Origin of the sequence: Streptomyces incarnatus (assembly GCF_001027185.1) — a bacterium.
Lineage (GTDB): Bacteria > Actinomycetota > Actinomycetes > Streptomycetales > Streptomycetaceae > Streptomyces > Streptomyces puniciscabiei.
On record NZ_CP011497.1, the window covers coordinates 7733200 to 7745554 of the forward strand.

General features: G+C 70.7%; 10 protein-coding genes. 6 read left to right on the forward strand and 4 right to left on the reverse strand.

Going from position 1 to position 12355, the window contains the following annotated elements; translation table 11 throughout:
* The first annotated feature begins 5 nt into the window (after positions 1-5).
* Positions 6-1460, forward strand: coding sequence for a M6 family metallopeptidase (locus tag ABB07_RS35200; protein WP_208902501.1), 1455 nt, complete (start codon positions 6-8; stop codon positions 1458-1460).
* Here ABB07_RS35200 and ABB07_RS35205 read toward each other — a convergent pair.
* Both ABB07_RS35205 and ABB07_RS35210 read right to left on the reverse strand, forming a co-directional pair.
* Entirely contained in the window at positions 1447-4221 is a 2775-nt protein-coding gene (locus ABB07_RS35205) for a glycoside hydrolase family 2 protein (RefSeq protein WP_208902502.1), read from the reverse strand. The genes ABB07_RS35200 and ABB07_RS35205 overlap by 14 nt on opposite strands.
* A gap of 107 nt (positions 4222-4328) precedes the next feature.
* The gene (locus ABB07_RS35210) at positions 4329-5513 is read right to left on the reverse strand and encodes an ROK family transcriptional regulator (protein ID WP_208902503.1); all 1185 of its coding nucleotides are present in this window, start codon (positions 5511-5513) and stop codon (positions 4329-4331) included.
* 117 nt (positions 5514-5630) lie between these two features.
* Here ABB07_RS35210 and ABB07_RS35215 point away from each other — a divergent pair, with 117 nt between their 5' ends.
* Positions 5631-7082 (forward strand): APC family permease, encoded by a 1452-nt coding sequence (locus tag ABB07_RS35215; protein WP_208902504.1) that lies wholly within the window; start codon positions 5631-5633, stop codon positions 7080-7082.
* A 206-nt stretch (positions 7083-7288) separates the two neighbouring features.
* Complete coding sequence (locus tag ABB07_RS35220) at positions 7289-8056, forward strand: ArsR/SmtB family transcription factor (RefSeq protein WP_208903750.1); 768 nt, start codon at positions 7289-7291, stop codon at positions 8054-8056.
* 84 nt (positions 8057-8140) lie between these two features.
* Here the strand turns inward: ABB07_RS35220 and ABB07_RS35225 are convergent, their stop codons facing one another.
* Together ABB07_RS35225 and ABB07_RS35230 are read right to left on the reverse strand one after the other, a co-directional pair.
* Positions 8141-8575 carry an SPW repeat protein gene (locus ABB07_RS35225; protein WP_208902505.1) on the reverse strand — a complete coding sequence of 145 codons (435 nt, stop codon included), beginning with the start codon at positions 8573-8575 and terminating at the stop codon, positions 8141-8143.
* Positions 8576-8654: 79 nt separating this feature from the next.
* Entirely contained in the window at positions 8655-9602 is a 948-nt protein-coding gene (locus ABB07_RS35230) for a LysR family transcriptional regulator (RefSeq protein ID WP_208902506.1), read from the reverse strand.
* Between the two features lie 143 nt (positions 9603-9745).
* Between ABB07_RS35230 and ABB07_RS42110 the strand changes: the two genes are divergently transcribed.
* The 3 genes from ABB07_RS42110 to ABB07_RS35240 all read left to right on the forward strand — a co-directional run bounded on the left by ABB07_RS42110 (position 9746) and on the right by ABB07_RS35240 (position 12349).
* Positions 9746-9823 (forward strand): putative leader peptide, encoded by a 78-nt coding sequence (locus ABB07_RS42110; RefSeq protein WP_350786652.1) that lies wholly within the window; start codon positions 9746-9748, stop codon positions 9821-9823.
* Positions 9824-9958: 135 nt separating this feature from the next.
* Entirely contained in the window at positions 9959-11080 is a 1122-nt protein-coding gene (gene sfnG / locus ABB07_RS35235) for a dimethylsulfone monooxygenase SfnG (protein WP_208902507.1), read from the forward strand.
* A 48-nt stretch (positions 11081-11128) separates the two neighbouring features.
* The gene (locus ABB07_RS35240; RefSeq protein WP_208902508.1) at positions 11129-12349 is read left to right on the forward strand and encodes an acyl-CoA dehydrogenase family protein; all 1221 of its coding nucleotides are present in this window, start codon (positions 11129-11131) and stop codon (positions 12347-12349) included.
* Positions 12350-12355 lie beyond the last annotated feature (6 nt).

The following is a 12355-nucleotide window of genomic DNA, read 5'->3' on the forward strand; positions in this document are numbered from 1 at the left end:
GCCGGATGCTCGGATCCAGGAGATCCCGCCGCAGACTCACCACCGCTCTGGCCGGTTTCGGGCTGCTCCTCACCGGAGCCGCCGTCCAGGTCGGCAGCGGCACCGCCGCCCACGCGGCGACCACCCACCGCATCCTGTTCGACAACGCCCACGCCGAGACGGCCGGCAACGCCGACTGGATCATCTCCACCAGCCAGCCCGACCCGCTCGGCCAGGACTCCTCCCCGTCCGCCGAGACCGACTGGACCGGCGCCCTGTCCTCCTGGGGCGTGGCGCTGCAGAAGACCGGCGGCTACAGCCTGAAGACGCTGCCGTCGGGCTCCAGCCTCAGCTACGGCGGCTCGTCCGCCACCGACCTGTCGAACTTCGACACGCTGGTCCTGCCGGAGCCCAACACGCTGTTCACCAGCGCCGAGAAGACGGCGATCATGAACTTCGTGAAGAACGGCGGCGGCCTGTTCATGATCTCCGACCACACCGGAGCCGACCGCAACAACGACGGCTACGACGCGGTCAAGATCCTGAACGACCTGATGACGAACAACAGCGTCGACTCCACCGACCCGTTCGGCTTCTCCATCGACTCGCTGAACATCGGCTCCGACCACCCGGCCGCGATCAGCGACAGCACCGACCCGGTGCTGCACGGCTCCTTCGGCACCGTCACCAAGAGCCTGATCGCCAACGGCACCACCGCCACCCTCAAACCCGCCGACAACTCCGCCGTCAAGGGCCTGCTGTACCGCACCGGTTACTCCGGCAACACCGGAGCCTTCTTCCTGACCAGCGCCTTCGGCAGCGGCCGCGTCGCCTTCTGGGGCGACAGCTCGCCGATCGACGACGGCACCGGCCAGTCCGGCAACACCCTGTACGACGGCTGGAACGACTCCAGCGCCACCAACGCCGCCCTCGCCCTCAACGCCACCGCATGGCTGGCCGGTTCGGGCACCAGCAGCGGCGGGGGAGGCGGTGGCGGCACCGGCACCTGCACCGCCGCCCAGCTCCTGGGCAACAACGGCTTCGAGTCCGGCGACACGACGTGGAGCGGATCCAGCGGAGTCATCACCAACTCAACCGGCGAGTCCGCCCGTTCGGGCTCGTACTACGCCTGGCTCGACGGCTACGGCACCGCCACCACCGACACCCTGTCCCAGTCGGTGACCATCCCGTCCGGCTGCTCGTCGGCGACGCTCAGCTTCTATCTGCACGTCGACACGGCCGAGACCTCGACCAGCACCGCCTACGACACCCTCAAGGTGCAGGTGCTGAGCAGCTCGGGCACGGTCCTCGGCACCCTGGCGACGTACTCGAACCTCAACGCCGCCTCCGGCTACACCCAGCACAGCTTCGACCTCAGCGGCTACGCCGGGCAGACCGTCACGCTGAAGTTCACCGGCACCGAGGGCTCCCAGTACCAGACGTCGTTCGTCCTGGACGACACCGCGCTCAACGTCGGCTGAATCGCCCGGGGGCGGGCCGTACCGGTCCGCCCCCGTTCCGTCGGGCCGCCGGCACCGTACGCTCCGGGGTGTTCCAGCCGGAGACCCGCACCCCCGGCGCCGAGCCGTGCAGATCGGCCGTGCGGCAGATGGCGGTCAGCGTCACCGACTCGCCCGGCCACAGGCTCACCTCGTTCTCCGACCAGCGCACCGGAAGCACCGGCCTGCCCCGCGCGTCCACGAGGTGGACGTCCGTCAGCAGCGCCGAGGTCTTCCCGCTGCCGGAGTTGCGCAGGGTGACCGTTGTGGTCGAGGTGCCGTCGGACGACTCGGTCGCCGCCGTCACCGACACCGGCACCCGCGCCATCGCGGCGAGCCCGGTGAGGTCGGCGTAGCTCGTCGTCGGCGTGTAGTACCAGGTGGTGCCGGACCAGTCGAGGGTGTCGGGCCGGGTGGAGAGCCAGTACACGTTGCGGCTGACCTCCTTGCCGTCCGCGTCCGTCAGGACCAGGCGCAGCAGATACGTCGGCGGCAGCCCGCTCACCGAGGACGGCAGCGTGAGGGCGGTGCCGTGCGCCCCGTCGCCCCCCACCGCCAGGCCGCTGACCGTCCTGTCGTACCGCTGCGTGCCGTCGGGGTCGAACAGCGTGGCCCGGGCGGTGAGTCCGGTCGCGGAGGCGTGCCGGTGGTTGACGACGACGACCGAGCGGTCGTCGTACGCGTACTGGATGTGCAGCTGTTCGTTCGCCTTCTTCGCGCCGAAGTAGGCGCCGCCCTGATCCAGGTAACGGTCCGTCAGCTGCCAGTGGAGGGACGTCCAGCCGCTGTCGAACATCCAGTGGATCACTCCGGTCGAGGGCTTCGAGGCGTCCGTCGCATTGCGCTGGTACGCCTCGAACTGGGCGCGGACGTTCTCGTACTGGGCCAGCTGAGCCTTGCGCACATAGTCGGTGAGGCTCTTCGGGGCGCCGTAACGGCCGGTGAGGGCCGCGTCGTAGATCTTGAGCGTGCCGAAGACCGGGGACGGTGAGCGGTGGTACTGCCGGGCGTCCGGGTCCTTCCAGAGGGTGTCCAGTTCGGCCGGGGTCAGCATCCGGCGCAGGGTGTCGAGCGTGGGGATGGCGGGGCCCGCGCTGGTCTCGGAGTTGAAGCCGGTGGCCCCGCCCTCGCGCTTGGCGTACCAGTAGCCGGGCGGCACCCAGTCGTACGGACCGGTCATCTTCAGGCCCGAACGCCCCAGCTGAGGTGAGGAGTTGTCGGAAGCCGCGGAGACCACCGGGTCGGGCCAGTCGGCGGCCTTCAGGGCGTCCAGGTAGGTCTTCTCGATCCTCGCGTCGGGTGCGAAGTCGCTGCCGATCAGGAAGGAGATCACGCTCGGGTGGTCGCGCAGCCGGGCGGCCTCGGCGGCCATGGAGGCCCGCGCCACCGGATAGTCGGCCTCGGTCCACCTGTCGCCGGTCTCGCTCCCGTTGACCTGGCCTTCCCACTTGTCGCAGCACTCCCACCCCGGCAGGACGAGGATGCCGTAGCGGTCGGCCAGGTCGAAGAACTCGCCGGGCTCCAGGTGCCCTTCCAGACGGATCGTGTTCAGGCCGAGGTCGAGGGCGTACTTCAGCCGGTCCTCGGTGTAGGTGCCATCCCAGCGCAGGAACTCGTCGGGCGACCAGCCGCCGCCCTTGATGAGCAGCCTGCGGCCGTTGATCCGGTACTGGCGCGCGCCGTCCGCGTTCAGCGGCGCCCGGACGTCGCGGATGCCGAAGCTCTCGTGCGCGGTGTCGGACGTCGTACCGGCGACGGACGCGGTGAGGTCGAGGTCGTACAGCGGCTGCCCGCCCATCCCGGCAGGCCACCACACCTTCGGCGAGGTGAGATGCAGGCCCGGGGTGTCGGCGGGGGAGAAGGCGACGGTCTTCGTCTCGTGGGCGGCGAGCGGGACCCGCCGGGTGAAGACGGTCGCGCCGATGCGCCCGGTGACCTCGGCGGTGACCGCCGTATCGGTGTCGTTGCGCGCCTGTGCTGTCACGGTCACGTCGGCCGAGGCGAGCGACGGCACGGCGAGCCCGGTGACCACGTGCGTGTCGCGCAGCGCCACCGGGCCGCCCCTGCGCACCAGGACGTCCCGGACGACGCCCATGTTCCGGTCGGGCGGCGGCTGGAGCCAGTCGATCCAGCCCATGGTGAGGTCGGCGTTCGGATCGTTGGGCCGGACGCGGAAGGCGACCGTGTTGCTGCCGGGCCCGACCAGCGGGGTGACGTCCAGCTCGTGGTGGGTGTAGGCACCGGTGACGTCCGCGGCCCGCGCCACCTGATGGCCGTTCACATAGACGTCGGCCGCCGAGATCACCCCGCTGAAGTCGAGGAGGGTGCGGCGCGCGGTGTCCGCCACGGTGAAGTCGGAGCGGTACCACCAGGGGACCTCGAAGTCGGCCTTCGGGATCTTCTGCTGGTCGGTGGAGAAGAACGGGTCGGCGTACACGCCGTCCGCGAGCAGCGCGGCCAGGACCGTCGAGCGGGGCCCCGCCGGATACCAGCCCTTCGCCGGGTAACCGGGGGAGGAGAGGGCGGCGGGGGAGCCGCTCACCTTCGCCGAGGACTGGATGGCGTAACCGGCGAGCGGTGTGGCGGTGCCGGCGGCGCTGGGGACGCGGGTGATCCGGGCGGGTCCGTGCGGTGGTGCGGGCTGCCGGGCGCCGGCCCACGCGCCGCCGCTCAGGGAGCCGAGCAGGCAGAGGACCAGCGCGGTGACGGCGTACCGGCGTCCGAGGGCGGGGCGAGGGAACATGGCGGGGCTCCAGGGCTCGTAAAGTTAGGAAACTTTACTAACCTGGCTCAAGCTAGGGCGCGTCCCGGGTGATGTCAACGACGGTGTGCGGCGGCGCCGTCGGCCCGTCAGGTTCCGGCCGTCCTGCGCTCGAACACCAGGTCCCGCGCGGTGCCCAGGGCCGTGGCCACCGCGCCGAGCAGCACCGCGTCCTCGCCGAGCCGGCTCGGCGCGATCCGCGGCCGCAGCGGGGTGAGGGCGCGCACCCGCTCCTGCACCGGGCGCAGCAGCAGGTCGACGCTGTGGCCGACACCGCCGCCGAGCACCACCAGGTCCGGGTCCAGCACCGCGGCGGCGGCCGCCACGGTGTGCGCGATCCGCCCGGCCTCCAGCTCCACCGCCCGCAGGGCGGCCGGATTGCCCTGCCGGGCCGCGTCGAAGACCGCCTTCGCCGTCAGCTGCCCGCTCATCCCGAACTCCCGGGCGGCCTCCACCACGGCCACCCCCGACACCGCGTCCTCCAGCCGCTCCGGCTTCTGCCGGCCCGGCCAGGGCAGGAAGCCGATCTCACCGGCCAGCCCGTGCGCCCCCGTGAACAGCCGGCCCTCGCTGACGACGCCCATGCCCAGTCCGGTGCCGATCAGGATGTAGGCGAAGAGCCGGCTGCCGGTGCCGACGCCGTACGAGTACTCGCCGAGCGCCGCCAGATTGGCGTCGTTGTGCACCTCCAGCGGTACGCCCAGTTCCTCGCGCATCCGGTCGACGAGCCCCGCGCGCCCCCAGCCCGGCAGATGCATCGCGTACCGCACCCGCCGCTGCTTCTCGTCGTAGACACCGGGCGTGCCGACCACCCCGTGCACCACCTCGGCCGGGTCCACCCCCGAATTGCCGATCACCTGCCGGGCGGTGCCCACGACCAGGTCGGCCAGCGCGGCGGAGGCGCGGGCCCGGTTGCGTACGTCGGCCCGGGCGACGACCGTGCCGTCCAGGTCGGCCACCGCCACCCGCAGCCAGCCGCGGCCGATGTCCACGCCGAGCGCGTACCCGGCGGCCGGGTCGGGGGCGTAGAGCACGGCGGTGCGGCCGCGGTCCGGGGCGTGGGTGCCGACCTCGTGCACCAGTCCGGCCCCCTCCAGGGAGGCCAGTGCGCTGGAGACCGTCGGCTTCGACAGGCCGGTCTCCCGGGCCAGTTGGGCGCGCGACGCCGCGCCGAGGGCGCGCAGCCGGTCCAGCAGCAGCCGCTCGTTCGTGCTGCGCAGCCGGCGCCGGCTCCAGGGCTGTTCCTGCTCTTCTGCGGCGTCACTGACGGTCATCAGGCCATTCTCGGCTATTCACGGCGCATACTTGACGCCTCTAGTAAGGCTCCTTAACTTTATCGGCCAGTCAGCCATCGGGTGCCGTCGAGGACGCCCGTCGCGTCAGGAGTCCCCATGTCCGGTAGCCCGCCGCCCACGGGTGGTTTCGTCCGCCGTGTCGGCCTGTTCCAGGCCACGGCCATCAACATGAGCCAGATGTGCGGCATCGGGCCGTTCGTCACGATCCCGCTGATGGTCACCGCGTTCGGTGGTCCGCAGGCGGTCATCGGCTTCGTCGCGGGCGCCGTGCTCGCACTGTGCGACGGGCTGGTCTGGGCCGAGCTGGGCGCCTCGATGCCCGGCTCGGGCGGCAGTTACGTGTATCTGCGCCAGGCCTTCCAGTACCGCACGGGCCGGCTGATGCCGTTCCTCTTCGTGTGGACGGCGATGCTCTTCATCCCGCTGATCATGTCCACGGGCGTGGTCGGCTTCGTCCAGTACCTGGGCTATCTGGCCCCACATCTGGGGCAGGGAGCGGGCGATCTGATCGGCCTCGGCGTCATCGCCCTGGTGGTGCTCCTGCTCTGGCGTGGCATCGAGCACATCGCCCGGATCACCGCCGTGATGTGGACGGTGATGATCGCCTCGGTGCTGCTGGTGATCGCCGCCGCGGCCTCGGACTTCAGCCCGCACCTGGCCTTCACCTACCCGGCGGGCGCCTTCGACCTGACGAGCGACCACTTCTGGCTCGGCTTCGCCGCCGGACTGACCATCGGCATCTACGACTACCTCGGCTACAACACCACCGCGTACATGGGCGCCGAGATCAAGGACCCCGGCCGTACCCTCCCGCGCTCGATCCTCCTGTCCATCCTCGGCATCATGGCGATCTACCTGCTCCTGCAGATCGGCACCCTCGGTGTCGTCGACTGGCGCCGGATGACCGACCCGCACGACATCGCCGCCACCTCCGTCGCCTCGGCGGTGCTGGAGAAGACCTGGGGAAAGGGTGCCGCCGACACGGTCACCGTGCTGATCCTGATCACGGCCTTCGCCTCGGTCTTCACCGGCCTGCTCGGCGGCTCCCGGGTGCCCTACGACGCCGCCCGCGACCGCGTCTTCTTCCGGCCGTACGAGAAGCTCCACCCCAAACACCGCTTCCCGGCGCTGGGCCTCGCGACCATGGGTGTGATCACCGCCGTCGGCTTCCTGATCGGCCGGCACACCGACCTCGCGACCCTGATCCAGTTGCTCACCACGGTCATGGTGATCGTCCAGGCGCTCGCCCAGATCGTGGCGCTCACCGTGCTGCGGCGACGTCAGCCGGATCTGCGCCGCCCGTACCGGATGTGGCTGTACCCGCTGCCGAGCCTCCTCGCGTTCGCCGGCTGGTGCGTGATCTACGGCTACGCGGACCGGAACTCCCCGGGCCGCCACCCCATCGAGTGGTCCCTGGCCTGGCTGGCCCTCGGCTGCGTGGCCTTCGCCGTCTGGGCCCGGCTGGAGAAGGTCTGGCCGTTCGGGGAGAAGGAGATCAGCGAGGAGTACCTGGCCGGCACGGACCCGGACGTGGCCCCCGTGAGCTGATCGACAAGCCCGTGACGAGCGACGGTCGGACAGCTTCTTCGGGGTGCGCGCGGCGCGGGCGCGTTCGGCTGCGTGCCGTGCGCGCGGTCCTCACCGGCATCCCGGGCCGTGGGAGTCCCACGCCGGGCCGGTCGGGCCCGCTCGTGCTTGACATGCAAGTGATTGCCTGCATAACGTTGCGTGTGCGATCAGAAGACGACACCGGGATGGACAAGGTCTTCAAGGCGCTGGCCGACGACACGCGCAGACGCCTGCTGGACCGGCTCCACGAGAACAACGGCCAGACCCTGGGTGAGCTGTGCGAGCGCATCGCCATGACGCGTCAGTCGGTCACCCAGCATCTGGCGGTCCTTCAGGCCGCCAATCTGATCGGCACGGTGCGGCGGGGGCGGGAGAAGCTGCACTACCTCAACCCCGTACCGCTCCACGAGATCCAGGAGCGGTGGATCGACAAGTTCGAGCGCCCGCGCCTCGCCGCGCTCGGCGACCTGAAGCGACGAGCCGAGGAAGCCATGACCGACAAGCCGAGTTTCGTGTACGTCACCTACATCGCGAGCACCCCCGAGAAGGTCTGGGAGGCGCTGACCGACCCCGGCCTCACGGCCGCCTACTGGGGCCACCGCAACGAGTCCGACTGGCGGCCCGGCTCCCGCTGGGCGCACGTGCGCACCGACGGCTCGGGCGTCGAGGACGTGGTCGGCAGGGTGGTGGAGAGCGAGCCGCCCACCCGGCTGGTGACCACCTGGGCGGCGCCCGACGACGAGGGCCGGGAGGACCGGCACTCCCGCGTCACCTTCGAGATCCAGCCGTACGAGGACATCGTCCGGCTGACCGTCGTCCACGAGGACCTGCGCGACGAGGGCGAGCGCTCGGGCGCCGCCGCCGGCTGGCCGGCCGTGCTGTCGAACCTGAAGTCGCTGCTGGAGACCGGCCGTACCCTGCCGCAGCAGCCCTGGCTGGTGCCGGGCCGCTGAGCGGACGCGGAGGGAGGCCGGCCCGCCCTGCGGACCGGCCTCCCTCCCACCGGTTCTCTTTCGTGTCCTTTCCTCGCGTCTCCCTTACGGCCTGGGGGTGCTCCGCGCCGCCGTACCGGCACAGACCAGGCCGAGTACGAGCGCCAGTGCGCCGATGATGACGTTGTTGATGATCACTCCCTTGTCCGGGCCGCTGCCCACGATCCAGGGGGCGATGATCATCCAGATGCCCATGGCGCACATGGCCCAGCTGAGGCCGTACATCCGCTCGGGGGCCCGGGTGAATCCCAGTGCCAGCAGACCTATCGCGATGCCCATGATCAGGTTGTGGGTCATCAGCGCGGGCTGGCTCGTCGTGTAGTGCACTATCCACGGCGATGCGGCGCAGTAGAGCCCGAGCAGGAAGACCGGGCCGTCCACGAGTGCCACATCACGACCACCGAGCATGCGGGCGTAGCGTTCCCGCATTTCGGAGACATCGGGGTGGGTCGATAGATCACCCCTGTGCAGGTTGGCCATGACTCGTCTCCTTTGACTGTGCAGGCCAGACTGCGTCTGGTGCGCTGTGCGGTTACCACCGCATACGCCCAGTTTGCTCTTATTTTTTCTTTATGTGTAGGCCTCTGCATGTGTCCGCCTCTGCCGCCTCCGCCAGTTCCCGCGCCCGGCGCACGAACGCCGCGTGCAGGTCGCGGGCCGCCCGCGGCACCGACTCCGCGCGCCGGCGCTGCAGCATCAGCAGCACCCGGGTGGTGCCGTCGGCGATCGGCCGGCAGGTGATCGTGCCGGACCGCTCCAGCGGATCCCCGACGACACTGAAGTCCGGCAGCACCGTCGCCCCGAGCCCCTCGGCGACCATCAGCTTGCCCATCTCCGCGCCGTCGGTGGAGTAGGAGAACGCCGGCGTACGGCCGGACAGCAGCCGGTGCACGTACCGGTGCATCACATACCCGGTCCGCATCGCGATCAGGGGCACTCCGAGCAGGTCCTCCACGCCGACCACCCGGAGCCGGGCGAGCGGACTGTCCGGGCGCAGGCACACCACCGGGCGGCCGCGCAGCAGTTCCGTGGACTCCATGCCGGCCGGCACGTCGTCGCCGTCCAGGTGATTGACCAGCCCCAGGTCGAACCCGCCCTCGGCGAGCCCGCGCTGGATCTCCGTCTGCTGTGCGCCCACCACCTCCACCTGGGTGACCGGGTGTGCCGACCGGAACCGCCGCAGCACCGGAATCAGCAGCGGCACGGTCGCCGCGTTGACCGTGCCGACGCGCACCATGCGGCTGATGCGGTGCTGCTCGCCGGCCGCCGCCCGCAGCCGGTCCACCGCCTCCAGCACGCTCACGATGTGCGGCAGCAGTTCCCGGCCGGCCGCGCTCATCGTGGCCCCCGACCGTTTCCGCTCCAGCAGGTCGACACCGAGTTCCCGTTCCAGATTGCGCACGGTCTCGCTCAACGCGGGCTGGGACAGGCGCAGTTCGTCGGCCGCCCGGCGCAGTGAGCCGAGCCGGGTCACGGCCGCTATGTATTCCAGCTGTTCGGTCCGCACCGCCGCAGAATGCGTGCGCACACGGGCCGGGTTCAAGGGTTTTCCTGTCACACCTTCGTGAAATTCAATGGTCCGCGATACGAGACCGGTCGGGTTTTCCTTGACGGCCCTCACCGGCGGCTGCCACGATCGACGGCATGACGATGCGACTGGACCTCACGCGGCGACGCCATGTCGACCTCGCGCGCGTCTCCAGCGCCTCCTGTTGCGCCGCGGCCTGATCCCCCGACTCTTCCCGTCGATTCGCCGCTCTCCGCTCCCTCTCCGGCACCGCCCGAATTCCCGGCCCATTCCCGCGCCCGGAATTCGGCATGCCCGGAAAACGCCACCGAGCAATTCCGCACCAGGAGTTCCGCATGCCCGCAGCGCCCGTGAAATTCGCCTACTGGGTCCCCAACGTCAGCGGGGGACTCGTCACCAGCACGATCGAACAACGCACCGACTGGGGATACGACTACAACCGCGAACTCGCCGTCCTCGCCGAGAACAACGGCTTCGAGTACGCCCTCAGCCAGGTCCGCTACATGGCCAGCTACGGCGCCGAGTACCAGCACGAGTCGACCAGCTTCAGCCTCGCCCTGCTGCTCGCCACCCAGCGCCTCAAGGTCATCGCCGCCGTCCACCCCGGGCTGTGGCACCCCGGTGTCCTCGCCAAGCTCGGCGCCACCGCCGACCACCTGTCGGGCGGCCGCTTCGCCGTCAACGTCGTGTCGGGCTGGTTCAAGGGCGAGTTCACCGCGCTGGGCGAGCCCTGGCTGGAGCACGACGAACGCTACCGCCGCTCCGAGGAGTTCATCACCGCCCTGCGCAGCATCTGGACCGAGGACCACGCCGAACTCGCCGGTGACTTCTACCGGTTGCGGGACTTCTCCCTCAAGCCCAAGCCGCTCAACACCCCCGAGCGCCCGCACCCGGAGATCTTCCAGGGCGGCAACTCCACCGCCGCCCGGCGGATGGCCGGCCGGGTCTCCGACTGGTACTTCTCCAACGGCAAGGACTTCGACGGCGTCGTCGAGCAGATCGCCGACGTCCGCGCGGCCGCCGCCGAAGCGGGCCGCACGGCACCGAAGTTCGGCCTCAACGGCTTCCTCATCGCCCGGGACACCGAGGCCGAGGCCCGCGAGACGCTGCGCGAGATCGTCGCCAAGGCCGACACCGAGGCGGTGGAGGGGTTCGGCGCGGCCGTGAAGCAGGCGGGGCAGTCCACCGCCGACAAGAAGGGCATGTGGCAGGACTCCGCCTTCGAGGACCTGGTCCAGTACAACGACGGCTTCCGCACCGGGCTCATCGGCACCCCGGAGCAGATCGCCGAACGCGTCGTCGCCTACAAGAAGCTCGGCGTCGACCTCCTCCTGCTCGGCTTCCTGCACTACCACGAGGAGGTCGAGTACTTCGGCAAGCGCGTGCTGCCCCTCGTACGGGAACTGGAGGCCCAACTCCCCGACAGCGAGCCCGAGTCCGTCCCGGCCCACGCCTGACCTGCCCCCGCCCTTCGCGCCGCACCGCGAGAAAGAGGTCGACCCAGCATGAGCAGCACGCCCGTACCCACCGACTGGTCCACCCGCCCCACCCCCGCCACCGCCCAGGACTGGATCACCCGCGCCACCGAGGTGGCCGCCGTCCTCGCCACCGACGCCGCCGCCCGCGACCGGGCCGGCGCCACCCCGCACGCCGAGGTCCGGCTGCTGAAGGACTCCGGACTCGTCACCCTGCTCGGTCCCGTCGAGCACGGCGGCGGGGGCCAGGACTGGCCGACGGCCTACCGGGTCGTCCGGGAGATCGCCAAGGCCGACGGCTCGATCGGACAGCTCCTCGGCTACCACTACCTGTGGTTCTGGGCCGCCCGTCTGGTCGGCACCCGCGAGCAGTGGGAGCAGGTGGAGGCCGAGGCCTCCCGCGGCCGCTGGTTCTTCGGTGGCGCCGTCAACCCGCGCGACAAGGACGTGACCGTCACCGAGGACGGCGACGACCTGGTCTTCACCGGCCGCAAGTCCTTCTCCACCGGCAGCAGGGTCTCCGACGTCACCGTCCTGGAAGGCGTCTTCGAGGGCACCGACAAGCACGTCTTCGCCATCGTGCCCTCCGACTCCCCGGGCCTGACCTTCCACGACGACTGGGACAACGTCGGCCAGCGGCTCACCGAGAGCGGCAGCGTCACCCTCGCCGGCGTCCGCACCCCGTGGGCGACAGCGGCTGGATATGTCGGCAAGGAGTTCCGGCCCCGGGTCTACAACACCCTCAACGTCCCCACCATCCAGCTCGTCTTCGCGAACTTCTACCTCGGCATCGCCGCCGGCGCGCTGCAGACCGCGGCCACCTACACCCGTACCAGGTCCCGCTCCTGGCTGCACGGCGGCCATGAGCGCGCGGTCGACGAGCCCTACGTCATCGACACCTACGGCGACCTCACCGCCAAGCTCTGGGCCGTGGAGGCGCTCGCCGACGCGGTCGCCGCCGAGGGGCAGAGGCTGCACGACGATCCCGACGCGGTCACCGCCCAGGCGCGCGGGGAGTTCGAGGTACGGGTGGCCGCGGTGAAGGCCCGCGCCACCGAGGCCGCGCTGGAGATCACCAGCCGCATCTTCGAGGTGACCGGCGCCCGCTCCACCGCCACCGCGGAGGGCCTGGACCGCTTCTGGCGCAACGTGCGCACCCACACCCTGCACGACCCCGTCGCCTACAAGCGCCGCGAGGTCGGCCGCTGGGTCCTCGAGGGCGAACTGCCCGAACCCACCTGGTACTCCTGACCGATT

What these genes read in the sequence shown, in the direction of transcription:
- ABB07_RS35200 (WP_208902501.1), top strand. Translation starts at nt 6, where the DNA reads ATGCTCGGATCCAGGAGATCCCGCCGCAGACTCACCACCGCTCTGGCC.
- ABB07_RS35205 (WP_208902502.1), bottom strand. Translation starts at nt 4,221, where the DNA reads ATGTTCCCTCGCCCCGCCCTCGGACGCCGGTACGCCGTCACCGCGCTG.
- ABB07_RS35210 (WP_208902503.1), bottom strand. Translation starts at nt 5,513, where the DNA reads ATGACCGTCAGTGACGCCGCAGAAGAGCAGGAACAGCCCTGGAGCCGG.
- ABB07_RS35215 (WP_208902504.1), top strand. Translation starts at nt 5,631, where the DNA reads ATGTCCGGTAGCCCGCCGCCCACGGGTGGTTTCGTCCGCCGTGTCGGC.
- ABB07_RS35220 (WP_208903750.1), top strand. Translation starts at nt 7,289, where the DNA reads ATGGACAAGGTCTTCAAGGCGCTGGCCGACGACACGCGCAGACGCCTG.
- ABB07_RS35225 (WP_208902505.1), bottom strand. Translation starts at nt 8,575, where the DNA reads ATGGCCAACCTGCACAGGGGTGATCTATCGACCCACCCCGATGTCTCC.
- ABB07_RS42110 (WP_350786652.1), top strand. Translation starts at nt 9,746, where the DNA reads ATGCGACTGGACCTCACGCGGCGACGCCATGTCGACCTCGCGCGCGTC.
- sfnG (WP_208902507.1), top strand. Translation starts at nt 9,959, where the DNA reads ATGCCCGCAGCGCCCGTGAAATTCGCCTACTGGGTCCCCAACGTCAGC.
- ABB07_RS35240 (WP_208902508.1), top strand. Translation starts at nt 11,129, where the DNA reads ATGAGCAGCACGCCCGTACCCACCGACTGGTCCACCCGCCCCACCCCC.